A 25,525-nucleotide genomic window follows, 5' to 3' on the forward strand; every position below is an offset into this window, starting at 1 on the left:
TCTTCACGACGTCGCGCACCCACGAAAGAAGGGCCCCACAGGATCGAGTGGGGCCCTTCTTGTCGCGTCCGGGAGGGTCGGGAAAACCAACTTCAACCCCGGCGAACGCGCCAAGCCATCCTCGCCTGCGAGAGGCCGGTGTGCTGGGGTTATGGCATGTCCCTGTGCGTGGGTCTTGTCGGGGATCTGCTTGGCGTCGGTGTTTGGTGGGTAGGGGTCCGTCAGGCTTCATACACACGACAGCAGGCCAGATCGACTCCAGCTCGCTAGGGTCACTTCGATGAAGTGGCTACTCGACGATCGCGACGACATTGAGTTACCAGCGTCATTTCTTACGGAGGCGAACTATGACGTCCACTGGATAGTCCTGCGAGCGGATGGGTTCGAGGACGTCACCGTGCGAACAATCATCCATTACCAACTCGATAACCAGCCATCCGAGCGCAGCAGCTTAAACCGTATGTCGGAATACAACGATCTTCACTCCCAGGCCGAACAGGCCGTCGAGGAGATCGAGCGATCCCTCGCTCCCGAGCTTGCAGTGTCGGTGCAGATTCGTGAAACTGCGTGGCACACCGACATGGGCGGCGCAGAATGCGCGCTCGACTGGTTCATCCACCTCGACGCCACCGACACCGCGCTGATCAGCCTTGGCTCGACCGCAGCCGCCGCAGGAGCCACCGCCGCCAATCGCGCCAGCAGTTGGATCACCGAGAAGGTGCTGGCTGCCATCACAGAACGCCTCGATCGCCGCCGCACCCCACCCAACGACGAGTCAGCAACACGAGACGCGAAATTCTTGATCAACGGACGCCTAGGTCCAGACCGTCCAGGGCCCCTCACTCGAGACAGAGTCAACATAAATGGCTCTCGCGCAACAGTGTGCCTCCACTCGGCCTCAGGCGACACCTTCGAAGTCGAAATCGACTACAAGTCATCGAGGTCTCCACGACTCGTCTCCTACGAGCGACGGACACCACCTCCTGAACCGCCGACGACTTGAAGGCCCCGACCGATGGTCGGAGCCAGTCCTGCCCTGCCGATCCACCACTATCGCCACCACCATGCAGCGCGCGCTATCGCCACTGCACGCGTGCAGCCTCTGGCGCGCGTCTGTCGAAGATGTCGAACTCAAGGCCCTTGATCCAGTCGTGGACTTCCAGCCGATAGCCCTGGTACAAGAAGTAGGCCGCGGAGATCCAGAAGTTGTATTCATACCTGCCTGCCTCCAACCGCCACTTGTTGCGGATGGCGTATTCGGCGGTTTGCGCAACGTAGTCGACTTCCACCGAGACGAGATCCCGCTCCTTCAACTCGTCCTGACCGCCCTTGAACAATTCGTCCTTCACGATGCGGTTCTTCACGTTGTTCAACGGCAGAAACGGGCCGATCCTGTCCGATGGATCGCCGAAATCGCGCCAGCCGCTTGCATCGTCACGGCACTCCTGCAGCCACAGTTGAAGCAGCTGCGAGAGCGTATCGAGTGCGAGCTGCGACAGGCGCTGCAGATCCTCCCGAATGGCGTTCAACGAGTCGACGAACTTCGGCACAATGGCCTCGTCATCGTCGAGCCCGAGTGACTCCACCAGACCCTTGGCTGTTGTCGCGGCCGAGGCCTTGCGAAGCCCTGTGTCTATCACTCCGGAAGCGGTCGGGATACCTGACTGGTCTTGTTCGATCGCAGCGGTGATTGCCTCGGTCACCTTCGCTTCATGGGTCACTTTCATGCTGCGTAGCAGCTCCACCGAAAAGTTCGCCTCGCCCGTGTCCGGTGCATCGACCTCACGACCGTGGGTCGCACACATGAGAATCAGATTGCCGCACCGTCCACGACGTCGAGCACCGCCGGCACACCTGCGAGACTGCGGATATGACAGGTAGGTCAGCTCGTGATCAGACTGCCGACTTCGGCGGTGACGCAGCGTGGGTCCGTTGCCCACTGTGCGGACACAGATGCCTCGTTCCACTCACAGAGCTGTACGGAGACGACCGCCTATGTGCGGGCTGCGCGCTCTTTGTCGAGCCCGGAACGTGGGAAACCGACGCCATCGACCCCGAGCAGACGTCGCAATCCGTGGACTGGATCACTGACGTGGCGTGGTTCCACACGAGCACACACAGCGAGTGGCCGCCGCCAGAAGCGGCCGCACGCGACCGCGCCATCCACCTCGGAACCTACGAAGCCGCCGTTGACAGCATGTTCTACCGGATGTCCGCGATGGACGAAGCGCACTGTCCGTTCCATCTCCATCGAGTCGTGCTACCGAATAACGTGTCGATAAATCCCCGCCTCGGGGAAGACCGCGGTCAAATGCTCACCGGCATAGTCGATCTGCAAGTCGCAACAGAAGGTGACCATCACGGTTATCGCTACGTCAACAGAAAGGAACATCGCGGGTCTGTCTCGCTGGCCCTCGACCCGATCGTCATCACCGCCGTGCAGACCGTAGCTCTCCCCCACACAGAACTCCTCGCGAACACCGAAACGCGCGCCGAAGCTGCAGTAGCACGTCACGACGCCGAATGCGCTGCAGCGGAGGCGACGTTGACGGCCTTCGACCGACGTACCCCACCGCCACAGCTCGATGTCGTCCTAGGGAGAACTGCCGCCGGACGGCGCTTCGCAGACAGAGACAGTCGACTCTGGGCCGCACAGGATGCTCTGTACGACGTACTCGACGAGGAGTACCTCCCTGACGTGAGCACACTGCACCGGGACCTCTTCCGCGATGCCGTGCGGGCCATGATGCTACCTCGTATCACCGCGTCGACGGCGCACCATCTGTATCGATTGCATTCACCGACAATCACCTTCAGTGACAAGGTGATGGCACTTGCGGCCGCAGAGCCTGTACGCCGTCCTACCTGGTTAGAGGCCCAACCAACTCGCCCTGTTCGACCTCGATACCTCAGCACAAGCGACTAAGGCACGGTCTTAGAAAGCGCCCTGCGCTACAACCAATCCCTCGGGGTTAATGGTGCAATGCGGGCAGTATCCACAGGTGCGCACCCCACAGAGCACTGGCGTTGTCGGTCGGTAAGCTCCCTGCGAGTCCGGAGACGTTCCGGCATGAATCTGGGAGCTTTGTGGACAAGACAGCGGACACCGAGATCACGTACGAAACCAAGACCGTCCGCGCGGTCCGCGGCATGGAGTCACGAACCATCAAGAAGTGGGAAGACGAAGGCTGGGAGGCTATCTCTCAGACGCCCGGAAAGATTCAGACGGAAATCACGCTCCGACGCCCCGCGCCCAGGTCTCGCCGGCTGCTTTGGATTGTCGGTGGCGGCGTGTTGACGCTTGCGCTCGCGACGATCATCGCCATCGGAGTGGTTAGCGAAAACAACACTGCCCCAACAGACAATGCCAGTCCTGCGCCGAGCGAGCAACCATCCCTCGACGCGACAGCCAGCGCACCAACATCACCACCAGAGCATGAAGACGTCGTCCTCACGCCCGAGAACAGTCCGGAGCTAGCGACTCTGCTCACATTGACTGACACCTGCTCACCTGACATCGCAGCGTTCGCTGCGACTCATCGTGGTCAAACGATCTCGTTCCCGGGCAGCATCGTCGCGATGGGACCCCACGACGGCGCGAAGACCAGATACGACATCCTCATCAACGCCGGCGATTTCAGCGAAACGTTCTCGCAGCCCGGTCCGAGTTTTCAGTTCCGCGATGAGAACACCGATTCCGATCTGCACTTCGTCGGATCGGTACCCGACACGATCGGCGTCGGGACGAACCTGGGCGTCACGGCGGAGGTCGACCGCTACGTAGAGAACCAGTGCCTATTCCTGCTCGAGCCGGTTGCCACTGCCGTCCGCTAGCCCGCTGCACTATCGCCGTCAAATGAGTGTTGCGACGAAGTTGATGCGGTTTATTCGACGTGCTACCCACCCTGGAGCTGCGCTAGACCGAACCCGATCGCATCGTGCAACTGAATCGCGGCCTCGCCCCGGAGTTCCTGCTCCGTGAACAGTTTTGCCTCGAACTTCGACGCGTCGAGACCTTCGACGTCGACCTCGTACGCGGCCTCGCCGACCGGCACTTCGACATCTGCGCGGAACGTACACACCGGCCCACCCAACGTGCCGACATCGCGGGCTGAGTCGAGCCGCAGATCTTGCTTCGCCAAGATCCGTGCATCCGCGCCACGCACAACCAGGGCCGTGTAACCGGACTCGACGGTGCCCTCCACGAATGTGCACGAATCGCTGGTCGCGCTGTTCGATAGGCCGACCACCGTCATCTTCGACGTGAATAGTTCCGGTCCGGCAGGTTCGGAGGAACACCCTGACAGAGCGACAACCGCGCAACCGGTAACCGCGAGCAATGTCCGTTTCATGCTCGCTGTCTACCAGACTCCTCTGGGTCACCAAAGGGGTCGTACGAAATCAAACGGCCCCGTCCATTGTGGACGGGGCCGTTCCTGACTATGGGTCTAAGGCTCGAGCTCTGTGGCGCAGTGGTCAGCTTTGGTAGGGAAGTTCCGATTGCTCGACATCAGTGTCCGGGTAGCCATGCCGCTGCAGCAGTCGGCGGACGGTAACCGGCGCCAGAGGGTCAGTCACCGATGGTCCGAGCACCACTGTCACCAACGCATCACGCGGCAACGTCAGCTCGATGTAGGGAGTGAACAGCGTGGCGCCGGAGGGACGAAACTTCACATCGAGTGTCGTCGCGGGCACGTTCGTAAACGGTCGGAATTCCGCTCCGAGGTTGCCGATCGCATCGCGGTGCAGCGGCGTCATATCGCCGAAATGCTCCGACGCGGTGATGCGATGTTCGCACTCGTCTTTGAAAGCTTCGTGCTTGACCAGCGATACATGCGGCAGGATTCCGCCCAGCTGATGGATGTAGTTGAAAGCATCGGTAGCGGAATCATTTGTTGTCCCAATTGAGCACACCATCTCGACGAGACGCGTCACGAGGGCGTCGCGTGCCGAGTCTCCGTATTCGACCGGCTGCAGGGGGCATGGCCAAATGAGTGGCATCTGATTCTGGTCGAGGACAGGCGAGAGCTTCCCGTCTGGATGGTGGTGATGGTATCCGCTGCGCAACCCTCCAATCTTGTCCGCATCGAAGCCGAGCGCCACACCATGGCCGTTCGCTCCGTACCGGCTCCACTGGCTGACAGCGTCTTTCAGTTCGGTGAAGCACGCGACGAAGACCGACTGGTCGTAGGTTCTGAGGTTCTCAGCGCGCAGTCGGCGTATTGCGTCGAGCATCGTGTTGTACGCGTACCGATGACCGTCGTCCGGTTCCTTTGAGAGAGCGTTGAGCCGTGACACCAATGCATCCCAGACGTAGGACAGTTCGAGCGAATCGTTGAGGTAGCGGAAGTCGGTTGCGCGGATAGCGCAACTCTCGACAATCCCGGCAAGAGCGACGGTATCGGTGTACTGGTACAGCGTTTTGCCCACCGAAACACGCTACCGCAGACAATCTGGGCCTCAGTGCCCCATGATCAAACAACGCATCAATTGTGCAGATGCGTGATCCGACCTGCAGGCCGGTCCCACACTCAGCAACCGCCCTGCATGCAAGGCTCCACCATTCATCTAACCGATGCTCGCCGAGCTGTCGGGCACACTGACCGCCATGCACCCTCCACTGCCAGCACCCTCACTCGATGTAGCCGGCACTATCAGCGCGCTCGGTGCTCCTACTCGCACGCTCGACGACCTGTCCACGCTCCCGACTGCATCAGGCTTGTACGCGTGGTGGGCAACCCCGAAGGTGTTTCCTCAGCTCCCCGGCCCAACACACCCAGCCAACACAGCGGTACGGCTCCTCTACGTCGGTCTCGCCACCAACCTACGCCGACGGATAGTCAACAATCACCTCCGCCGCAGCGGACAATCCACCCTCCGCCGCACCCTCGCCGGACTGCTGCTCGATACCGAGCACTACCGGACCCGCCGCACCGACCGCGTCGTGCTCATCGCCGAGGACGAAAAACGCCTGACCGAATGGATGCACACCCATCTACAACTGACCTGGTGCCAACATCCCACACCGGACACGGTCGAAGCCGACGTTATCGCCCAGTGGGCGCCAACGCTCAACATCGCCCACGCCGCTGGACCTGCTCGTGCCGCGATCGAGGCCGCGCAGGCTTCTTACAACGCCAGCACGACACGTGAGGACACGCAAACCTAGCCTGTGACGTTGGCAAACGACATGTCCCCAGGCAATGCGGATACGCGACGATCTGCCCAGTCAAGAAGCTGACACCCCAGCGCCGTGTCGCGCTCACCGGCGTCGACGACCACCAGGCCGTGGAGAGAGATCCCCTCAGGTGCTCACATCAAGCTCTGGCGGAGTCCAAATCGGCCTGAGACAATGGTACCCAAGCGCGAAAGCTCCTCTCGCGCACACAGAAGCAGGTGAGAGGTCGCGTCCAGTGGGGATGCTTTGCTCCCAGCCTCGCCGAATTCTCGGAGGCAGCTGAGGAATCACTGCTCGGAGAGAAGAATTCGAACCGACTATCAGCCCTGCACCAACACAACTGAATAGGAGATCTCATGATCCCCAACGCCCTGTTCCATCTGCTCACCGCATCCGCGCCGACGATCTCATGGCCGGTTGCCGTGACATGTACGTCGATCCTGCTTGCTCCGTATACGGCACAACGTGCGCTACGCGCCGCGGAATCCATAGTCCGCTTTGTTCGCCGTGTTCAGCCCGAACCCCATACACGTCGAACGTATCGAGCGACTAGCTATCGGCGGACGGCACCCCAGTTCGAGGATGTCGCACCGGGGCCGCGTTGGCTTCGTCGAGAGCAGCCAACGACACTGCATCCATCCGCTCCTTGGCGGTCGACCACCCACCCTGTGCGATCCGCTCAGCCCATGCCGTTCCAGTGTCGCCCAGATCGATCTGGGGCGGCAAGCCTCGTGGCAGCGCGAACCCGGTCACGAGTGTGGGGACGACGACCTGCGAGACGTGCAGCCACAACCGTGACAGTTCTGTGCCGGGAGAGACCCACACTCCTGTCTGCGGCCGTTCGACGTGGACGGCAGGGTGCAGTTCCACTATCGCGCCCCCGCTGCCGCGTCGGATCGTGGCCAGAACGTCGCCGACCGATACCGGGCGCATGGAGCGGTCGGCGTCGGCGAAGCTCTCGTCTTCGCGGATGACGGTCGTGCGGGCAGCGGCCATTCGGATCGATCGGTGTTTGTCGATGTTCGAGTACTTCTGCAACAACACCATCGGGTGCACCGCCGAGACAGGTGCGCCCATCAGTGCCGCGAGTTGCGCCGGCATCGTCGGCACCGATGCTGTCGTATCCGCGAATGGTTGCAGGGCTTCTATTCGTCTGCCCAGCTTTGCCTGCGGGTCAAACTCGATTACCCCATCATCGACTACCCGGCGCTGCCAGCTATCGAAGGCGGTTCGCGTTTCGAGAACCGGAATCTTCACGTGCTTGGCATGCTTGGCTGGGAGCGGCTGCCCACGTTCGACTTCCGCGAGGTGGAACAGCGTGTTCTCGATCGCGGCCCGTAGGTGGTGGATAGCTTCGCTGAACAGCATCACCAGCAACGGCGGTATCGGTCTGATGCCGGTGACCACCAAGTCGAGCCACCCCGCTCGGCGTTCGATCTCGCTCATCTCGAACGCCTCGCGCGACCACGCCAACGCCAATCGACCTACCTTGTAGGCGGCCTCGTCCGCCCTCGCCAAGCGCAGTGCGACCGGCTCCAACCCCGCCGGTAGCCATGCAGCCAAGGCATCATCGCTCACTCATTCACCCCTGATCTGTGCCGCCGACAGCCGGGGGCGTGGTGGCAGGCGCGAGGCGATCAGGCTTGATGAGGTACGGATATACACCGGTCCCGGCGATCTCGTTTTCGACCATCACAAAACCGGTCTCTTCCTGAACTTCTCGCACGACGACGACGACGACGCTGGAAGCGCCTGGCGCGAGGTGGAATCGGTCTCCTACGTCGATGCTCATCAATCTGTTCCTTTCGCACGCCGGACACTGCCCTCGTCGACGAGGTCGTACCCACCCGATTCTGCTGGGGAGAAGATCTTTACCTCGACGGTGTCGATCTTGCCGCTGTGTGCTCGGTCGAGGATGCTCAGAGCGTGTCGGGTGCACTTCGACTGCGCCCCGCCGTCGTAGCCGTCGTCGATCGAATAGGGGGGCGTGAATCGGCCGCCCAGTGCGTGCTCACCGTTGCGCCACGCCTGCCTGTCGTTCCACCATCGTGAAAGCGCTTGGCTGTGCGCGACGTCGCGTTCGACCTCGATGCCGAGCACCAGGATGCGGTTGTATCCTGCCTTCGCAAGCTGGTCGTACAGAATTCCTGGCTGTTGATCCCAGGTCAGAGTGCCCTCGATGATGATGTTTTCCTGCCGTTCCAGACACTCGGCGAGGGCCCTCTTGAGCAGCAACTTGTTCGATTCGTGGTGCACGAGCGGGGCGAGTTCCATCGGTGCGACGCCGCTGCCGTCGTCGAGCATTTGCGCGAGGATGTCGTCGTAGATTCCGTCTGCCACAGCCTTTTTGATCAACTCGACTTTGAGATCGTCAGCATCGAGGCGTCGGTAACTGAGCAGGTCCTCGCCTTCTACTTCGGTCATGACGGTGTTGACCATCGTGGTCTTGCCTGCGCCGGGGACACCGGCAGTGATGATCGCGGTGCCTTCTTCACTCGGACCGTCGTGACCATTGAGGTACTTGGTCACCAGGTTGTGTTGGAAGATCTGCCGCGCGATGTCGTTGAGTCGATAGAGCTGGTCGGTGTGTCTACTGGAATCAGCGTGCAGAACACCTGTGCGGCACACCTCCGACAATTGCGCGTGGACGTCCGAGCAGAGTTGATCTGGTTGTTGCACTACGGGTTACTCTGCTTGGCCGAAACCTCGACCTGCCGATCTGCGAGTACCTGGAACTGCTGCGGAGTGAGGAGACCGCGGTAGAAGGCTTGTTCGACGTCGTCGAAGTCGCCCGGAACGTAAGCATCGGTCTCGTGCCCGTTGACAGTTGGATGGGTCCCGACGCTGTAGTCGAATGTAAAGAGCCGCCGCATCATCTCGTGACCGGTGATCTGACCGGCAGCATGCTGATCGATGATCTCGGCTGGCGTGACCCGCTTCACGGCTGCGAAGTCGTTTCCGACCCGTTGGAGCAAACGTGTGACCGAGGCCTGCGACAAATTCCCGCCGAGGTATCTGCTGATCTGCCGGTGGGTTAAACCTTGCAGTTTTGCATCGACGATGCCTCTGAGCCGTTCACGCTCGGCCAGTCGATCGCACGCGCCGATACGGGTGAGCTGATCGATGAGCTGGCTGTCCACCGTCATCACCACACCTCCTTGATTCATATTGCATCAATATAGTCCGATCTGATCTAACCTGCTGTGATCTACACCACATTCGTAAACGTTCTTAAGCCTTACTGCCTATGCCTTTACGACCGCTTCGCAGTCGCGGAGGTAGATCTCAACGAGTGCGAATTACGCGCACACGCACACCCGAGGAAGCCATGTCCAAAAAACACGATGAAGGCCTGGATTTGAGGCTGGAAGCTTTGCTCGTCGACGCACGGGCCTCGGGGTCGCGGACCTCTGACAACAAGCTCACGCGTGCGACAGCAGCGCTTGTGAAGGAGTTGTGGGATCCAGGCGTCGGCACACTGCACACGCTCGTCGCAGACGGCCGCATCGTCAGTGCTGGTCCTCTTCCCATCTCGATGACGATCGAGCCGGAGGATCTCGAATGGTTACGAGTCGACTACGACGAGCGCGACTCTCTGTGCATTGAGCTGGCGGTAGCCGGGCTGCCGACGTTCCTGCATGCGGCGGTGGACGAGAAGGTGTGGACCCCGGGTCGGGCATCGCTACTGACGTATTTCGTCAATGCATGCCTGATGCACAAGCTGCGTGTCGTGAACGCCTGGACGAAACCACGTCGGATCACCCGCCGGCTCGAGAAATTGGCCTACACAGACGACCTCGACGCCTTGACCTTGGACCTGTCCAACATCCCGTACGCGCGAAGCGCAGCTCAACTGCTGGTGCAACACGCCAATCCGAGGGTGAGAAACCTGCTCGGAGCGTTGATGAGCGGCCAGACAACCGCATCGGCGGCTATAGCCATCGGAATCAGCCCGTCCACTGCAAGAACCCACATGTTCAAGTTCCGAAAGAACGTCGTCGTCCCGCTCGTCGCCGACGGTCTACTCGATGCACCCGAGGGGACGTTGATCGCCGAACACATGGCCTTCTACGAGGATCTCTTCGACCACCGCAAGATTCAGAACGACTTATTAGACGAGGATCCGGGGGCCGATCCTGACGATCCGATCACACCCGAATATGTACCTGCCGAGATCTTCTCGCCCGAATGGGAGCCATCCGATGTCTTCTGACCGCCGCCGCGAAAACCGTTGGACCGACGCGTTCCGTTGGTACTCCCATCCGTTGACGTCTGTGATCGTCCTGGTCATCTTGAGCTTGGCGATAGCCGCAGTCTTCGGGCGTGACGTCGGCCCGCTGGCGTTCTTCGCCATGCTCGAATTCCTACGCGAATGCGCGAAGGCCACACAAGAACACGGAGACGATGGGTCATCAAGTCCTGAACTCGATTAGGGATGACACCGGCCACCACCTTGGATTGCGGCCATGCGTGCGCTGGACCAGGCCTTCTGCGACGGCCCCAGCGAGCGGGAACGGACGGTTCATCGTTAGCGAACAGACCTGGTCCAGGTATCGGCGACCGCGATGTTGCAGCCCAGCCCACAACGCCGGTCACTGCTCGTCGACTGCGAGCTCGTAGCATTGAACACGGCGGACGGGACGCGGGTGCAGGTGCCGCCGGACATGCCGGGTGTCGACGGGGCGACGTTGATGGCGATAGCGGCTGAGCACGGTATCGAGGGCATTGTCGCCAAACGTGCCGATTCGATATACCGTCCCGGTGTTCGTTCGAAATCGTGGTTGAAAACGCCGATAAGACATAGTGGGGACGGGATCATCTGCGTGTATGTAGGGTCCGGTGGCCGCGCCGGTGGACCGTTGGCGGCGCTGCTGCTCGGAGCAGCGACGAGGGCTGCGATCTGGTCTATATCGGCAGTGTTGGAACGGTTTTCGCCGATCAGGTACGGCGCGAACTGCCCGAGACCTTGAATGCGGTCGCTCGGCCGAACGGCCCGTTTCCCGGAACACTCCCGCGTAGCGAGACGGCTGGTGCAACGTGGGTCGATCCGGTGACGGTGGCGATAGTGGAAGTATCGCGAACAATCGACGTCTGGGCGTTTACGGCATTCGTCGTTCAAAGGCATCAGAGCCGAATGGACAATACGCAGGTTCGGATATGAATCGATGCACGTGGTGTGCGTTGTTGCTGGCTACACTGTAGAAAGATTTTTCATTCGATTCCGTATTAACGAAGGGCAGCGATTTCAGCCGTGGCGCGACAAACGTATGTGCAATTGGTCGACGACATCGACGGATCGGTCATCGACGACGATTCCGGGGAGGCGATCGAGTTCTCGGTCGCCGGTGTCGACTACGTCATCGACTTGAAAGCGAAGAACGCCACCGAGTTTCACCGCAAACTCAACTACTACATCGAGCATGCAACTCGTGTCGGAGGCCGCAAACGCAAAGCAGCAGCCACCTCGCCGAAAGCGACACCGTCGACGCCCGAGACCGCACCGACCAAGCGTGATCCGGAGCAGACCCGGGCGATCCGGCAGTGGGCAGCCGATCAGGGCTACGAGATCAGCGATCGCGGCCGGATCCCAGCGGAGATCGTCGACGCGTTCGAAGCAGCCCACTAGCTGTGAGGTGAGACGCCAGCCTTGTGGTGGTAGGCCGGTCGGTGCGCGCTCGGCGGGGGGTGCTCGAGGGGGCGCCGCAGGCCCCCCTCGACCGACGCCGGGAACGACGCAAGGGGGCGAGGGAAACCGGTGACGGTCTCCCTCGCCCCTTGCGTTGTCGGGCAGCTACTGTCCTGCGGTTTCGGCGTTGGTCTCACTGCTGGGTGCGGTGAGGGCGTCGTACCCGGCTTCGGGTGTCAGCTCGCCGGTGGCGACGTTCTCGACGGGGGTGAGCGTGTGTCCGTGCTGGTCGAGGAAGCCCAGGTAGTTGTCCTGGTTTCCGAAACCGGAGCGCTTCCACCAGTCCTTGCCGGTCCCGCTCATCCGTGCTTCGTATGCGGCCAGCACCTGCGCAAGCGCGATGACTTGGGCGCGTGGTTCGGATGCTTTGTCGATCACCGGGGCGATCGCTTCCCTGGCGGCGCGGTCCTCGGTTCCGGGGTATCCGGCGGTCGGGCCGGTCACCGCAGTAACATTCACGCCGAGTAGCTGCGCGAGGAACTGCGGTGCCTTGTTCTGGGTGAGCAGTCCGGGCTCGTCGACGAGTGTGTCGGTGATCCACTTTCCCGCGCCCTTGGGCAAAGTCTTGCGGGTCAGGAACTTCGTCAGCCATTCGATGCGGACTTCGGTCGCGATCACCGATGCCTTGTTCAGCTCCTTGGTGCGGCGAAGCGCTGCCCGCTGCGCCTCCTTGTGGGCGGCTTCTGAGGCGAGACGCTTCTGCTCGCGCGCTCGGGCGACAGCGGCGGCGTCGTCCGGATCGACCGCGACAGCGTCGGCATCGGCGTCGGCCAGCGCTGCAGCGAGGACCGGACCGGGTGCCGCACCGGCTGCGGCGGGGTCGGTGGTGAAGTACTCCGCCTCCCACACCTGTTCGGTCGTGATGTCCTTGCAGTGGTGGTAGCCGGTCGCCGCTGTCGATTCGGGGTCGTCTTCGGTGCCCCAATCGATGCTCTCCTCGCTGATGACCTCCCCGGTCGCGGTGAGGGTGAACTGCTCGCCCTTGCTCAGCCACACCGACCACGCGGCAGGGTGCGCCTCGATCACCTCGGCGGTGATTGCTCGCTGCTCGCTGTTCTTGCCTTCGGCGGGGATCACCAGGTCGTCGGCGCGGAACTGGCCATCGGCGAAGTACGGTTCGGTGTCGGCGATGGTGAAGCCTCGTTCGGCGTAGGGCTGCGCGGCGGCGGCGCGTTCTTTGCGTTCGGCGCGGTCCGCGAGCAGCCGCTTGGCGGTGTGCGCGAAGTGGTAGCGGTGCGTCTCGAGCAGTTCGCAGACTGCGTCGTGGTCGCCTTCGGCGTCGAAGGTGGCGAGCACTGCCGCTTGCTCGAGGTCGAGCTGGCCGCCGTCGAGGGCGTCGAGGGCGGTCTGCGACCGTCCTGCTGCGGCAGCGGTTTTCACCTGATCGCGGGGCATCTGTACCGCTTTGCTGATCTTGGTTGCCGAGACTCCGAGTTCGAGCATGCCCGTCACGGCCTTGGCACGTTGGCCTTGTGTGAGGTCGATCCGGCGGTCGTTGGCGACGACCTGCTGCGACAGTCGGGCGATTTCGCGTGCTTTGGCGTTTCCGGTGACGCTCCGGATCACCACGGGCACCGTCTCGGCCTTGGCTTCGATCGCGGCGAGGGTGCGCTGCTGTCCATCGATGACGACAACACGATCACCGTCGCGGATCGCGGAGATCGCTTGTAGGACTCCGTGTTCGGTGATGCTGTCGACCAGGGCGCGGAACTCGGGCGTCTCGGTGTCGACCTCGTCGCGGACGTTCGGGCCGACTTCGAGGGTGGCCGGGTGCAGGCGGGCGAACTCCTCGCCCGCCCCCGCCGCCACCGTGGTGTCGACGGCGGGGGCTTCGGTGGCGGCGGGAGCGGTTACGGTGTTCTGAGCGGTCATGATGTGGTGTCTCTTTCCTGGTAGATTCTTGGATCGGAGACACCGGGCAGGTAGAAGCTGTCCGGTGTTTTCTTGTTTCTGCAGGTGTTGCGACGAGCGGTGGTCAGGCTGCGGTCGCGCTCGGGTGTTGTCCTTCCTGGTAGGCGGTGGTGATCTGGGCCTCGCTGGCACCGTTCTCGCGTGCGATGCACGCCCATTTCGCGGCCTGCTCCCGGTGCACTGCCTCGGTGCTGGAGTTCGGGTCGACGGCGGCGCGGTCGGCTTGTGCGGTGTAGGCGGTGACCTGGCCGAGTGCGTGGGTGCGCACGTGGGTGGGGACGGTGGCGATCGCGGCCATGACAGCCGTCTCGACCGGTGTTCCGCTGTGGTGGGTGGTGACCTCGTGCATGTCGTGACGTCCCTTCTCTGCTGGTGACCTGGCCCTTGTGCCCTGCCACGTTTTTTCGCCGGTTGCTGGCGTGAGAAGAGGCAGCAGCGCACGCGGGCGACGGTGCAGACCACCGAGCCGAGAAGTTTTCGAGCGAGCGCAGCGAGCACGGGATCGAAAAGTTCTCGGACCCCGCAGGGGCCGGAGCGCAGCGGAGGTAGTGTGGTTGCGGCGGCGAACGTGGGTGATGCAGACTCGCCGGCGCCAGCACCCGCCGAAAAAACGATGCTTTTCGCTCTTGTGAGTGCGGAGCGCAGCGGAGCTCCATTGGGTGGACACCGAAGGTGGCCCGGTCCGCCCCTGCCACCACCTCGCGGGGCCGGCGAACCGGGCCGGTCCCTCTACGCGGCGCTGCCGCTCTCGTTGGTCGTGTCGGCTTCGTGCTGTGCGTCGTGGGCGTCGAGGGCGTCTGCGAGCTCGTGGACGCACTTGAGGACGGTCTGCGCGGTGTCGGTGATCGCGGCGGTGTCGCCGTCTGCCCATCCGGCGATGTAGCCGACGGAGTAGGCGCTGGTATCGAGTCCCTGCAGCCCTGCGAGGACGTAGGCGACGGCTTCGGCTTCGACTTCCATCCGGCCGCGGTGCAGGTCTTTCCGGGCTTTGGGGTCGGTGATCTGTGGGGCGTGAATGTGGGCGTGCCCGGATTCGTGCAGCATCGTTGTCGCGGCCGCGGCGGGTTCCAGGGTCTCGTCGACGACGATTCGGCGGCTGCCGTCGGTGGTGGTGTAGCCGTTGGCGGATCCGGCGATCGGCTCTCTGGTGACGGTCCAGCCGCGTGCGGTCATGACGGCGGCGGTGCGGTCGTAGATGTTCGCCGGGTCGGCGCCGGTGAGCAACTGTGCGATCTCTTCGGGCTGCGGGTGTCCCTCGATCGGGTCGGTCTGGGAGATGTCGAATACCGACAGGATCGGAAACGTCGGGATCTTGCGGCTGTTCTCGTCGCCGGTGCCGGGGTCGGTTTCGGTGATGGTGCGGGAGCTGTAGCCGTAGATCCGGATAGCTTTCTCGCCTTTGCGGACCTGCCGCCCGCGTCCTTGCCAGGACCGGAAGCCCGCGACGCGGGTCGCTTCGGGCTTTTGAGCCAGTATCAGCAGAATGTTACGAAAGCTGTATTCGTGGAACGACATTGCGGCATCGAGGTAGGCGCGCCAGGCGTCGGAGTCGGTGAGTGCGTCGACTTTCTCGGTGATCGTAGCGTGCAGAGTTTCGGCGAGCTGGCGCCGCGCCTCGGCTTTGTCTGCTGCGCTGGTGGTGGTTCGTGCTCCCATGATGGTTCCTCCCGTGCTCCGGCCGGTCCCCGGCCCTTCTCGCTCTGACAATTTCTTGTCGCCGTCATATGGCGTAGGGAGAGGGAGCGGCGGACGGGGACGACGAAGCAACCCTTGAGCCGCAGCAGTTTTCACCTGGGAGCGCAGCGAGCACGGGTAGGTGAAAAGTGTTCGGCGCCGGCGGCCGGAGCGAATGCGGAGTCAGGGGTTGATGCGGCGGTCACGGGTGACGCACACTCGCCAGGAGCCAGATGCACGACAAGAAAAACACTCTTTTACCGGTGCGGAGCGCAGCGGAGCTCGATTCGGTGGACACCGAAGGTGGCCGGGCGCGACAACACAGGTGAGGGCGGTACACGAGGAAGGCCCGCCCCTTGCTGTGGGACGGGCCTGGTGAGCTGGTGAGTCAGTCGGTGCGGGGCGCGGGGGTGTCCTTGCCTGCGGCGACGTCACGGAGCCACTGTGGGACGGGTTCGTTGTCGTATTCGCGGAGCTTGATCGACGCGCGAGCTGCTGCGGAACGCACTTGCATGGACCGTCCGCGGCGGGCGGGGCGGTTTTCGGTGGTGGTCATCGCGGATCCTCCGTTCCTGTCTCGGTTTCATTGTCGCTGGTGTCGTCGGTTTCCGCCAGGGTGCGGGACTTGTTGGCGATGTGGTCGGCGATGGTCCACAGTGTGCGGCGGTCGGTCTTGGCGATGAACGGCGTGGATGCGACGGTGCCGAACACTTCCCAGCCGAGTTCGGATTCTTCGTCGTTGTCGCTGACGGTGCGCTCCAAGCACCAGGTGATGCGTTGCCAACTCTGAGCCCTGTTGTCTGCGTGGGTGCGTTGGTTGACGGTGGCCATGACTCCGGCGACGGCGAGGATGCCGACGATGAGGGTGATCCATGCTTGGGCGGGCATGACGGTGTGTGCAGTCCTTTCGGTGGTGGGCGGGCGACAAGCCGGGCAAGCGGAGGAGTTTTCGCGCTGGTGAGGCTCCCCCGGCCGCTGTGTCAGGGTCGGCCGGTGTCGGCTTGCTGTTCGGTGAGGATCGGGGTGTCGTGGCCGATCGCCCATGCAGCATTCTCCCATCCGGGCAGCTTTTCGATGGTGGCCGTTTCGAGGACCGTGCAGAAGTGGAACGCTTCGCTGGTGGACCAGTTGTCGGTGGCGTCGGCTTGGTAGCGGTAGCAGCTGATCGCCTTCAAGATTTCGACGGGTTGGCGGTGGATGCTGCGGGGCCGCTGGTGGGTGTAGAGCGCGAGGTCGTCGTCGTTGTAGGTGTCGTTGACGCTGGCGATGTTCTGATCGAGGAGCATCTGCCCGACCGCGTCGGCGCTGGCGGCGGTGAGCTGACGTGCCCGACTGAATGGTCGCCAACCTGGGATGATGCCGTTGTACGCGTTGCCGTCGATGGGCAGCTCTCCATCCGGGGTGGGAACGTTCCAGGTGAGCGGGCGTAGCGGTGACCACAGTCCGGCGTGGACGAGTACGGCGATGTGTTCGCTCGAGACGGTGAATGCGCTCATGGTGGGTTCCTCTCCCCTACTGGCCGACCCGGTAAGTCCGGTCTCTGCCACGTTGTTTTCGCCGGAAGGTGTTCTGGCGTGAGGAGAGCCCGGAGCGCACGGGCACGCTGTCCTGCCTCGTCAGACGAAAGTTTTCAGCCGGAGGCGCTGTGAAAAGTTTTCGGAGCCCGAAGGGCCGGAGCGAACGCGTAGTGCGGGGTGGGTAAGGCGGGTACGGGTGATGCAGGATCGCCGGGAGCCAGAACACCGGCCGATAACAACTGCTCTTCAATGGGTTCGGTGCGTCGCGGAGCGGGCGTTCGGTTCGGTGGACGCCCGCAGGGTGGCCGGCCGCCGACAGGCGGAAGCATTACCGCGGATTTGTCGTCGACGTGAGCACCTCGGCGCCGCGGAGTGCTCTCGGTGATTGTGCGGGAGCGACGGGGACCGGACACGCTCGGTGTCGAGGTAGCCTTATTTATTTTGCTCTACAGTCGGTGGCCAGACGTAGGGAGTGACGTTACCCGGTTTGGTTGCTATTACGGCGTAGGGGATTTCGGAATCCCAGTCGAAGTAGACGTTGTTCCACACCCGCGGGCCATCGAACTGCGTCAGCCCGCCATGGAACTTCGCTTGGTTGAACAACGTCCGCTCACTGTGGAACTCCGCACCGACGAACCACGTCCGCTCACTGTGGAACTCCGCACCAAGGAACGCCGTCCGCACACTGTAGAACTTCGCCTCGTCGAACAACGTCCGCTCACCATAGAATTCCGCACGTCCGAACGACGTCCGCTCACCATAGAACGTCGCACCGTCGAACGTCGTCCGCTCGCCATAGAACGTCGCACCGTCGAACGTCGTCCGCTCGCCATAGAACGTCGCACCGAGGAACCACGTCCTCTGATTGTGGAACGGCGCATCGCCGAACTCCGCACCGACGAACAACGTCTGCTCACTGTGGAACTCCGCATTGTCGAACAACGTCTGCTCACTGTGGAACTCCGCATTGTCGAACATCGTCCACTCACTGTAGAACTCCGCACCGACAAACGAGGTTAGCTCGCCGTGGAACTCCGTATTGTTGAACGACGTCGTCCCCTTACTGTGGAACTCCGCATTGTCGAACAACGTCTCCTCACTGTGGAATTCCGCCTGGTTGAACAACGTCTGCTCACTGTGGAACTTCGCTTCGATGAACGAGGTTTGCTCGCCGTGGAACTCCGCCTGGTTGAACAACGTTTGCTCACTGTGGAACTTCGCCTGGTCGAACAACGTCCGCTCAGTGTGAAATTCCGCTTGGTAGAACGACGTTTGCTCGCCCTGGAAGTTGGCTTTCGTGAAGTCGATGGTTCCTTTGAAGTGGGATCTTGTGAAGTCTGCGTTGTGGAAGTGGGCGTCGGTGAGGTCGTAGTTGTAGTTGCTCCAGTTGTGGTGGTGGTTGGGTTGGAGGTGGTTGGCGATGGTGCGGGTGATGGCTTGTCGGACGTTGAGGTCGTCTCTGGGGTGTTCGTGGGTGTTGTCGGTGTAGTTGTATTTGGTGTGGTGGGTTCGTGTGGTGTGGGTGCGGAGGGTGGGGTCTTCGGTGGGTGGTGTGTAGGGGCGGGTGAGGTAGCCACAGAGGTAGTTGATGCAGGTTTGGGCGTCTGTTTGTCGGTTTCGGTCGATCCAGTCGTCGGTGAGTGCTTCGAGGGCGTAGACGCCTGCGAGTCTGACTTCTGGTGATGGGTCGGCGAATTGGGCTGTGGTGGTGACGAATCGGCGTCGTAGTTCTTGTGTGTCGGTGAGCTCGTGTGCGCGTTGTGTGTTGGTGGTGTCGAGTTCGTTTCGTTGGTTGGCGATGCGTTCGTTGCTGGTGCGGGTGAGGTGGGTTCCGGTGTAGGCGATGGCGGCGGCGGTGACGACGAATATTCCGCCGATGATGGTTCCGTGTCCGGGGGTGATTGTTTGGTCGAGGTACCAGTGCCATGCGGTGGGGCCGAGAAGGCCAGCGACGAATCCGGTGATGAGGGCAATCGCCAGGGTTATCGAGATTGAAATTTTGTTGTGTGCGAGCCATTCGGTGATGGATTGTTCGACTGGCAGCTCTAGCCCTCCGAGATCTTCTTGCTCGCCGAGCTCCTCGGACTGTTTTAGCTCGTCTCGGTGTCTCGAGGCCGGAGTGTTGGCGGGCTGGGTGGGGTCCGAGTCCTGGCTGCTCACGGTGGTGACGGTAGCGGTTTTCGGTGTGGTTGGCGCGGACGCGTCTCCGTTCAGACCCGTAGGTTGATCCGAGGCAAGGTGCGCTGCTGAGGCCGTGGCGCGGGTGGCAGGCAACTGGGTCGGGTACAGACACCTATGGAGCTGTTTGCGGAAGGACCCGCTGAACTGCCCTCTCCGCTGGGCTGAGCCGGGCACCGCCTTACGGAGGCGGTTGCGAGGGCGTAACGGAGGCCAGGCCACGTCGCGCGGGGCCGCGGTGACACTTGTGTCGATCATTGCAACGAGCCCGCGTCAGGTAGTCCTCGAAAAGGAGAAAGGCACCTCAGTGGGTGTTGGAAACCCCGTGAGGTGCCTTTCTCGCCACACACCCGCCTGGGGCGGAGGACCACCGAAGAGCAAAAGAGTTCCTCCCGACGGCCAAGGCGAGACGGACCGCTTCCAGAATGGAGTCGTCTACCCACACCCCAGCTCCCCTGTCTCACGGATCGGTGCCCCCCCCCCCCCAGAAACGGTCGCCTGTAAGACAAACGTCACGCGCTGATGTCGGACAGCTCGTCGTACAGCGACGGCGTCAGTGAGCGCGACTCGGTGACATGCACGGCACCGGGAGGAAGCCGGGTCTCGAACAGCGTCAGCACGTGACCCTGACCGGTAGCCGACGGAGCGATCACCGCAGGGACTTTCAAAAACCAGGCGGCGTGCCCGACAGCTTGGCACGCAGTCCAGTCGTCGTCGGCGATGTCGGCCGGGTCGAGCCCGACGAAACCGAGAGCCTCCGGCGTGCGCAGATCAAGTACGGCAAGGTCGCGAACTTCGAGCGTGTGAAGCAGATACGGGACCTGCAACATCTCGTGCGGGTCGAGCTGGTTGGCTGCTGCCGCGCGCTGCACCTCGCCCATGCACGCCGCCTCCGGGATGGCGAGATAGATCGCCGGAAAAACCCCGCGAGGGTTCCACCGCCCCCCATACAGCCGCGCCCCTGCACCGGAGAGCGGATCTCTACGCACAGTGGTGTATCTGTACGCCTTGCCATCGAATACCGACGTTCCCAGAGCGTCGATCCGCTCGACGACGACGTCATCGAGTTCGAGGCTCACATCACCACACCGTCTGCGAGGGCCTCGATCAAATCGAGCACATCCTTGTATCGGCCATCGTGAATCCGGTCGGCAGGACGATCATGGTCGAGCAACCGATTCGGGGTGAACATCCACAGATTGGCGTGATCGCGCGGCAAAACTTCAGTGACCGCTTCGGCCACGTACGACAGCTCGATCAGTCTTTGCTTGTTCAATCGCTGCGGAACCGCTCCGCCGCTGGACCATCTGGCCACTGATCGCGCCGAAGCGTCGACGATTTCACCTATTTCGTCCTGGGTCAGGCCTAGCCCGTCGATGAGACCGGTGACTTTGACCGCAAGAGCTCCCTGCGATGGCACCATCATGTCGTTCCTTCTGTCAGTTGCTCTGTCATGTATTCTGTCACAAAAGCGTCGACATCGGTAGGAGCCGTCATGGCGATCGAGTTTAAGCTGAGTCACGGGGACCACCTCGTGGTCGAGGACTTCCTCTCCCGCGAACCTGATGGTGTGCAGGCGATCGTGCTGCATGCCAAAGACATTGTGCGTCAGAACGCAGCCGCTGAAGTCGCCAAGGATGCAGGCGTCCAGGTTTTGCTCGACCCCGCCACCGACAAGTTGGCCAGCGCTGGCTTCGGGCTCGAGAAGTTTCCGTGTTACGCGGGCAGTCCATACGACATCGACACCCTCGCGCGGGTACAAGACGCGCGCCGCGAACTGGTTCAACGAGTTCTCGAGATACAGCCGGGTGCAGTGACACGGTTGATCGCTCCGCATTTCCATGTCGCCGACCAGCGTATCGCGAACCTCAACGTGAGCCTTGCCGAAATGTCCAGCGTGATGGGCGATTTGGAGGTCCGTGCGGTCGTTTCACTCCCCACCTCCTATACCGTGGCTGCAGCGGAGGAGTTGGCACGTGAGTATTACAGGGCCGGCGTGCGTGATGTCGAGCTGCGATTCAGCCCCCTCGGCGGCGACAACGAAGGCATTAAAAAGATCAAAACGGTCTTCGCCATCCTTGACCGCTTTCGAGATGCCGGCCACACCGTCCTGCTCGGACAGTCCGGAAATATCGGCCAAGCTGCAGTGGCATTGGGGCACGCAGACGCCTACTCGGTCGGTATCGGCATAGGCGAAAAAGTCGATCATGCCGGGGCAATACGGCGGCTGGCGACCCCGCCGAAACCGCGCACGGACGACAAGTCCGGCGGCGGACCTTCCTCCGGCATCTATCTTCCGGGACTGGCGTTGACCGTCAGCCGCGACCGCGGAAAGAAATTGTTGTCCAACACTGACATTCGAAGCAAGATCACCTGCCGAATCGGTAGCTGCGGTGCCAGCATCGCAGGCCCGATGGAAGATCCGCGTACCCACTACCTGCACTCGCGCACTGCCGAGATGTCGGCACTGACGAGCAAACCCGCTCGCTGGCGCCCCACCCTTGAGACCGACCGCCTGCGGCGAGCCCTGGAGCTACGCTCCTCGATCAACGAACACCACCTCGAAGGCGATACACCACTGAAAGTACGTACCTTGCACAGCCTGATCGACGACATCGAATTCGAAGCAGCCGCCAACGCCTGACAGTCATGCGCGCCAGCTTCAGCCGTTTCCGCATCCTCGGGTACGGATCTACGCTTGTCTGCTGATTTCGTGCACCGCCTGCCGCCCGGTCACGGTCTCGTTGCTTACCTATGGTGTCCTGGACCAGATCGAAGGTCGGTGTCTCACCGTTCGCTGTCACGTCAACGTTCGTTTCTAAGGCATAAGCAGCTGGACCTTCGCTCACACTGTGGGCAGCTCGGCAAGCACCCTTAACCTCGTGGGCGTTTCACACAGAACACTAATTCGGTTGTGAACGTCAGCATCCGATCGGAGAGACTGAGGTATGCAGTCCGCAACTAATTACGACATCTACACGCTGGCCGTGGGACCTTGTGCGAGCGTCGACGAGCTCTTGAGCGAGCTGTCGAACCATGTCGGTACGTTCATTGTGGAGGCTACGGTTGCCGGTGGACGCGTGTCTTCGGTATCGCACTCCGTGTTTGAGCTGTCGGGAGAGTTGCACGCATCCGCTCTGATCACGATCGAGACGGACCTCTGACAGCACTCACCCAAACGTCGGTTCAGAAAGACACGACTGCACGACTTCAGAAGTGGACGACTGCTTCCGGCAATCTATCCGCCAGCAGAGACCGACGAGAGCCATCAGTGCCGTCTGCACTGTCTCACCGGCAACTTGTCTCATCAACGGTCGTATCTGGGACGCTGCTTCGTCGATGCGTGTGCGGGTTTCGGCCCAGTCTGCGCCGACCCGGCCGAGGCTGCGGTGGTAGCCACCGCAGCCGTCAACTTGGGTGCGCGCGATAGAAGTCATCGAGCGTGTGGGCCTACGCGGGCACCGATAGACGCCGACGTTCTTCGAGCACGTGCGTTTGGTCGATCGCCGCGTTCATTCGTTCGATGCCGCAGTGTTGGGCTGTCGTCATTTGTAGGTCGAACCACTCGGCGAGGTGGACAGAGACTATCGAGGTGTCTACACCGAGTTCCGCGGCGACATTACTGTAGGACCAATCTGGATGTTCGAGGTAGACAAGCACGGTCGCCCATACAGCGGGCGCGAGTCCACCACTTTCTCGTGCTGCAGCAGATGCAGTCCGTGCGGTGTCGGACGCGTCCGGACTTAGTTGCGGCTGTTCAATGGCCGCTTGCACTTCTATCGCCTCGTATTTTCGTGGTGCACGCAGGATGACCGCGAGTACTTCTGTCATTCCGAGCAGGAATACCGGTGCAACAGTTGCAATTCCGGCAGCAACGACGGCGGGCACTGCGCTTGAGGTCAAAGTTGCGTGATAGCCATTTCCGAGAATGGAAGCACCCGCTGCAACAGTGAGCACAGCCAGTACAAACTTTCGTCCACGCACAGTTCTGGTGTCCGTGTGGTGAGACAGCGCGAGCGCAATCACCGTGGTGGCGACGATTGCGCCGTCGAGAACAACAGGCAGGACCCACGCACGCCCTGAATCGGTACCTGCCATGACTGCCAAGTCTCTGAGCGCTGCGAAAGACAGCCAGAACGACGACACGGCGATGCCCACTGTCAGCGCAATGCCGGTTATCAACGCGGCTAGGAGAACCTGCGGATGAACAGTTTGCGCAGGTGGAGGGTCGACCAATCTCTTATTGCTAGGCGTGTTCATTCGAGACTCCGTTCTGTGGTCGCCTGCTGGCGAACACACATGACCGCATCGATCGCCCGGATCCCGAGTGAATGATGCAGGACGGGACCAATTGCTGACTTCCTCATCGAAACCATTTGTGCGACCTCGACGAGGGGCGTGTCTTCCGGTTAAGTTCCGACGTACTCAGCTGACGCGGAGGTATAGACGTAAGGCCTGCTCGACAAGAGCACTTCTACTACCAGCACCCCAGTCGCTAACCAGCTGATCTAGAACCGCTGCGTCGGTGTTGATGACACCCGCGAGCGGAACGCGAGCCCGGGGCGCATTGTGACGTCGGCGTGTGGGTCTTCCGGCCTCCGCCCTCCTGAAGAGTCCTGAGCCCGAGGTGACTACATCGTTCGCCCAATGGGCCTTCAATTCGTCTGCATGCTGCTCCACGGCGTCGAGTACGACCTGCCCGTAAGAGCGTGCTGTTGTCGGATCTGCGCTCCGCTCATTGAGAGTGAGCGAACGAAGGGCACCGTAGATTTCCTCCGGCAGCGCCACCTCAGGTGGGGCAATGCGACTTGCGCTCGTCGGCGCGTCACGTCTGGCAGTCTTTCGCCGCGCGTCTGCGCGGCGAGCTGAACTTTGCTTGTCGTCAGTCCCGGTCGGCGCGGATACGGTCGGGACCGTTCCTTCGAGTTGTGCGGACTCGTCCTCCGTCGCGGCAGCCGACGCCTGAGGCAAGTCTGCATCGCGCTGGTCAGACGTGCGGGATTCGTCGAAGACAACATCAGCGGATTCCGTTGCTGCAGCTTCGTTGTGGTCAGGGGTTATTGCGACGGCCTGACTAGCCGCCGTTGGCTGCTCGGCATTCGCAGTAGACTCCGCCGGACTTCCACCGGCAGCTGCCGCATCGCGGACCAGATTGAGTGGCGGAAGCAGGTCATCTAGATCGTTGAGTGCGTTCGGATCGAATGCGGCACGGCGCTTCCTGGTACTCATGCGACGCCGCCCGCAACACGACCACGTTCTGCGTTCGCTACTCGGCTGAGGATCTCTCGCGTCAGGGCCTGATAGTCCGACGCTAGCCCTGAAGGATCTCTCGACCACAACCGATCAGCTGCCTTACCTTTCTGACGCAGGCGCTGTAGGCGATTCTTTTGGTCTGATTCCGCTACTTCGACCAGTTCCAACGGGGTGAGATGCCGGGTTCGCAGGTCAACAGCAGCAGCGCGGTCGGATCGAATGAACGTCTCGAAGGGGTCCGCACCGCTGCCTTCAAGAAGGTCGTGCACTTGGTCGAACACTTCACGATTTCGAGCTGTCGCACGAGGATTGGTGTCGAAAAGCACGACACCCAGCAGTTGGATCTGAGATCCCTCTTTCCGAGAGCGCAAGTAACGCATCGCGAGCAGCTCGACGCCCGACAGGCTGGCATCGTCGTCTTTGGTGGGAACGAGAAGGTACCGAGCCGTACCGAGCAAAGCTTCAAGAAGGGGTGCGTCGCCAGGGCCGGAGTCGATCAGCACCAAGTCGTAATTCTCGGCCGCGGTCAAATCGTTTAGCGTCTGAGTGAGATTGCCCCGCAGATTGATTCCAGTTTGTTGGGCCGTAGCAGCAACCGAAGCGACCACTGCGAGTGCCGGACCACCAGGGATCACGTCTAAATTTGGGCGAACCTCTCGCATGGGCGTCAGTGGCTGCGCAAACTGCAGCGCCATACTGAGGCCACGCCCATTGTCGCCTTCGACGCCGAGATCAGACGAAGTGACGTTCGCCTGCTGATCGGCATCGACCACGAGCACTCGTCGTCCTGCAGAGGCGACCATTCCAGCCACAGCCGACACGATGGAGCTCTTGCCGACGCCGCCTTTCTGATTGGCGACCAGCACTGTCCGTGAAGTTCCCATTGTCGTCACCCGCATGAAGGTACCGGACGCCCGCCTCAAAAGCAGCCTGTGACACGCGCACTGATCCAACTGTTTAAACGACTTGATGAACAGCTTTTGTTGTAGCTGCAGGAGCAGCGTGTGCAAGAGCCTTGCGAACAGCCAGAGTCCAGGGTTTACACCAAGCGGTATACATAGCTTTGACTGCGTCTTTAGAAGCAACTATTTAAACAGCTCTGCGTATAGCCGTATTCAGGGACGGAGT

At 61.8% G+C, this 25,525-nt stretch carries 29 protein-coding genes; 11 read left to right on the top strand and 18 right to left on the bottom strand.

Annotation, left to right across the window (positions count from 1 at the left end; genetic code table 11):
• The first annotated feature begins 280 nt into the window (after positions 1–280).
• Positions 281–1,003 carry a hypothetical protein gene (locus CH290_RS27290; RefSeq protein WP_141216183.1) on the top strand — a complete coding sequence of 241 codons (723 nt, stop codon included), beginning with the start codon at positions 281–283 and terminating at the stop codon, positions 1,001–1,003.
• Between the two features lie 73 nt (positions 1,004–1,076).
• Here CH290_RS27290 and CH290_RS27295 read toward each other — a convergent pair whose 3' ends face one another.
• Positions 1,077–1,805, bottom strand: coding sequence for a hypothetical protein (locus tag CH290_RS27295; RefSeq protein ID WP_033188197.1), 729 nt, complete (start codon positions 1,803–1,805; stop codon positions 1,077–1,079).
• 65 nt (positions 1,806–1,870) lie between these two features.
• On the opposite strand from CH290_RS27295, the gene CH290_RS27300 reads away from it, so the two are divergent.
• Positions 1,871–2,926 (top strand): hypothetical protein, encoded by a 1,056-nt coding sequence (locus CH290_RS27300; RefSeq protein WP_033188196.1) that lies wholly within the window; start codon positions 1,871–1,873, stop codon positions 2,924–2,926.
• A 161-nt stretch (positions 2,927–3,087) separates the two neighbouring features.
• Entirely contained in the window at positions 3,088–3,834 is a 747-nt protein-coding gene (locus CH290_RS27305) for a DUF4839 domain-containing protein (RefSeq protein WP_052082992.1), read from the top strand.
• A gap of 62 nt (positions 3,835–3,896) precedes the next feature.
• On the opposite strand, the gene CH290_RS27310 is transcribed toward CH290_RS27305, so the two are convergent.
• Together CH290_RS27310 and CH290_RS27315 are read right to left on the bottom strand one after the other, a co-directional pair.
• The gene (locus CH290_RS27310; RefSeq protein WP_141216184.1) at positions 3,897–4,352 is read right to left on the bottom strand and encodes a hypothetical protein; all 456 of its coding nucleotides are present in this window, start codon (positions 4,350–4,352) and stop codon (positions 3,897–3,899) included.
• A 124-nt stretch (positions 4,353–4,476) separates the two neighbouring features.
• A complete protein-coding gene (locus tag CH290_RS27315; RefSeq protein ID WP_033188194.1) occupies positions 4,477–5,430 on the bottom strand; it encodes a DUF2971 domain-containing protein in 954 nt (317 codons plus the stop codon).
• 178 nt (positions 5,431–5,608) lie between these two features.
• Between CH290_RS27315 and CH290_RS27320 the strand changes: the two genes are divergently transcribed.
• Positions 5,609–6,169: a GIY-YIG nuclease family protein gene (locus CH290_RS27320; protein ID WP_033188310.1), complete on the top strand. Its 561-nt coding sequence runs from the start codon at positions 5,609–5,611 to the stop codon at positions 6,167–6,169.
• A 558-nt stretch (positions 6,170–6,727) separates the two neighbouring features.
• Here the strand turns inward: CH290_RS27320 and CH290_RS27325 are convergent.
• From CH290_RS27325 to CH290_RS27340, 4 genes are read right to left on the bottom strand one after another with little or no spacing between them, the layout of a single operon-like run.
• Complete coding sequence (locus tag CH290_RS27325; RefSeq protein ID WP_094620614.1) at positions 6,728–7,756, bottom strand: hypothetical protein; 1,029 nt, start codon at positions 7,754–7,756, stop codon at positions 6,728–6,730.
• A gap of 4 nt (positions 7,757–7,760) precedes the next feature.
• Positions 7,761–7,970 carry a hypothetical protein gene (locus CH290_RS27330; protein ID WP_033188193.1) on the bottom strand — a complete coding sequence of 70 codons (210 nt, stop codon included), beginning with the start codon at positions 7,968–7,970 and terminating at the stop codon, positions 7,761–7,763.
• On the bottom strand, positions 7,970–8,857 hold the full coding sequence (locus CH290_RS27335; RefSeq protein ID WP_033188192.1) for a zeta toxin family protein: 888 nt from the start codon (positions 8,855–8,857) through the stop codon (positions 7,970–7,972). Before CH290_RS27335 ends, CH290_RS27330 begins: the two co-directional genes overlap by 1 nt.
• On the bottom strand, positions 8,857–9,327 hold the full coding sequence (locus tag CH290_RS27340; protein WP_441347089.1) for a winged helix-turn-helix domain-containing protein: 471 nt from the start codon (positions 9,325–9,327) through the stop codon (positions 8,857–8,859). Before CH290_RS27340 ends, CH290_RS27335 begins: the two co-directional genes overlap by 1 nt.
• Before the next feature lie 179 nt (positions 9,328–9,506).
• Between CH290_RS27340 and CH290_RS27345 the strand changes: the two genes are divergently transcribed.
• The 5 genes from CH290_RS27345 to CH290_RS27355 all read left to right on the top strand — a co-directional run bounded on the left by CH290_RS27345 (position 9,507) and on the right by CH290_RS27355 (position 11,804).
• Positions 9,507–10,391, top strand: coding sequence for a hypothetical protein (locus CH290_RS27345; protein ID WP_141216186.1), 885 nt, complete (start codon positions 9,507–9,509; stop codon positions 10,389–10,391).
• Positions 10,381–10,611 carry a hypothetical protein gene (locus CH290_RS30045; protein ID WP_141216187.1) on the top strand — a complete coding sequence of 77 codons (231 nt, stop codon included), beginning with the start codon at positions 10,381–10,383 and terminating at the stop codon, positions 10,609–10,611. The genes CH290_RS27345 and CH290_RS30045 overlap by 11 nt, the downstream gene beginning before the upstream one ends.
• Positions 10,612–10,869: 258 nt before the next feature.
• Positions 10,870–11,148, top strand: a complete 279-nt coding sequence (locus tag CH290_RS31210) for an ATP-dependent DNA ligase (RefSeq protein ID WP_368665469.1) — start codon at positions 10,870–10,872, stop codon at positions 11,146–11,148.
• The gene (locus tag CH290_RS31215) at positions 11,079–11,339 is read left to right on the top strand and encodes an ATP dependent DNA ligase (RefSeq protein WP_368665470.1); all 261 of its coding nucleotides are present in this window, start codon (positions 11,079–11,081) and stop codon (positions 11,337–11,339) included. The genes CH290_RS31210 and CH290_RS31215 overlap by 70 nt, the downstream gene beginning before the upstream one ends.
• Before the next feature lie 90 nt (positions 11,340–11,429).
• Entirely contained in the window at positions 11,430–11,804 is a 375-nt protein-coding gene (locus CH290_RS27355) for a histone-like nucleoid-structuring protein Lsr2 (protein ID WP_033188189.1), read from the top strand.
• A 165-nt stretch (positions 11,805–11,969) separates the two neighbouring features.
• Here CH290_RS27355 and CH290_RS27360 read toward each other — a convergent pair whose 3' ends face one another.
• Positions 11,970–13,736, bottom strand: a complete 1,767-nt coding sequence (locus tag CH290_RS27360) for a ParB/RepB/Spo0J family partition protein (RefSeq protein WP_094620615.1) — start codon at positions 13,734–13,736, stop codon at positions 11,970–11,972.
• Between the two features lie 32 nt (positions 13,737–13,768).
• On the opposite strand from CH290_RS27360, the gene CH290_RS31220 reads away from it, so the two are divergent.
• Complete coding sequence (locus CH290_RS31220; protein ID WP_368665471.1) at positions 13,769–13,879, top strand: YadA-like family protein; 111 nt, start codon at positions 13,769–13,771, stop codon at positions 13,877–13,879.
• On the opposite strand, the gene CH290_RS27365 is transcribed toward CH290_RS31220, so the two are convergent.
• The 8 genes from CH290_RS27365 to CH290_RS27395 form a co-directional block, all read right to left on the bottom strand.
• A complete protein-coding gene (locus CH290_RS27365) occupies positions 13,840–14,124 on the bottom strand; it encodes a hypothetical protein (RefSeq protein ID WP_033188188.1) in 285 nt (94 codons plus the stop codon). The two genes, CH290_RS31220 and CH290_RS27365, sit on opposite strands and share 40 nt — an antisense overlap.
• Positions 14,125–14,504: 380 nt before the next feature.
• Positions 14,505–15,431 carry an ArdC-like ssDNA-binding domain-containing protein gene (locus tag CH290_RS27370; protein ID WP_033188187.1) on the bottom strand — a complete coding sequence of 309 codons (927 nt, stop codon included), beginning with the start codon at positions 15,429–15,431 and terminating at the stop codon, positions 14,505–14,507.
• A 406-nt stretch (positions 15,432–15,837) separates the two neighbouring features.
• A complete protein-coding gene (locus CH290_RS30440; RefSeq protein ID WP_155295508.1) occupies positions 15,838–16,005 on the bottom strand; it encodes a hypothetical protein in 168 nt (55 codons plus the stop codon).
• The gene (locus CH290_RS27375; RefSeq protein WP_033188186.1) at positions 16,002–16,337 is read right to left on the bottom strand and encodes a hypothetical protein; all 336 of its coding nucleotides are present in this window, start codon (positions 16,335–16,337) and stop codon (positions 16,002–16,004) included. The genes CH290_RS30440 and CH290_RS27375 overlap by 4 nt, the downstream gene beginning before the upstream one ends.
• A 92-nt stretch (positions 16,338–16,429) precedes the next feature.
• Positions 16,430–16,945, bottom strand: a complete 516-nt coding sequence (locus CH290_RS27380; RefSeq protein ID WP_033188185.1) for a hypothetical protein — start codon at positions 16,943–16,945, stop codon at positions 16,430–16,432.
• A gap of 453 nt (positions 16,946–17,398) precedes the next feature.
• Positions 17,399–19,126 carry a pentapeptide repeat-containing protein gene (locus CH290_RS27385; RefSeq protein WP_033188184.1) on the bottom strand — a complete coding sequence of 576 codons (1,728 nt, stop codon included), beginning with the start codon at positions 19,124–19,126 and terminating at the stop codon, positions 17,399–17,401.
• A 530-nt stretch (positions 19,127–19,656) separates the two neighbouring features.
• Entirely contained in the window at positions 19,657–20,223 is a 567-nt protein-coding gene (locus tag CH290_RS27390; protein ID WP_033188183.1) for an RES family NAD+ phosphorylase, read from the bottom strand.
• Complete coding sequence (locus CH290_RS27395) at positions 20,220–20,567, bottom strand: antitoxin Xre/MbcA/ParS toxin-binding domain-containing protein (protein ID WP_033188307.1); 348 nt, start codon at positions 20,565–20,567, stop codon at positions 20,220–20,222. Before CH290_RS27395 ends, CH290_RS27390 begins: the two co-directional genes overlap by 4 nt.
• A gap of 72 nt (positions 20,568–20,639) precedes the next feature.
• Here CH290_RS27395 and CH290_RS27400 point away from each other — a divergent pair, with 72 nt between their 5' ends.
• Positions 20,640–21,788, top strand: coding sequence for a hypothetical protein (locus CH290_RS27400; protein ID WP_033188182.1), 1,149 nt, complete (start codon positions 20,640–20,642; stop codon positions 21,786–21,788).
• 806 nt (positions 21,789–22,594) lie between these two features.
• Here CH290_RS27400 and CH290_RS27410 read toward each other — a convergent pair.
• A complete protein-coding gene (locus tag CH290_RS27410; RefSeq protein ID WP_080748604.1) occupies positions 22,595–23,404 on the bottom strand; it encodes a DUF2637 domain-containing protein in 810 nt (269 codons plus the stop codon).
• Between the two features lie 965 nt (positions 23,405–24,369).
• Complete coding sequence (locus CH290_RS27420; protein ID WP_033188180.1) at positions 24,370–25,281, bottom strand: ParA family protein; 912 nt, start codon at positions 25,279–25,281, stop codon at positions 24,370–24,372.
• Between the last annotated feature and the right edge of the window lie 244 nt (positions 25,282–25,525).

It is taken from the genome of Rhodococcus sp. 06-156-4 (assembly GCF_002259345.1).
Classification (GTDB): domain Bacteria; phylum Actinomycetota; class Actinomycetes; order Mycobacteriales; family Mycobacteriaceae; genus Rhodococcoides; species Rhodococcoides fascians_E.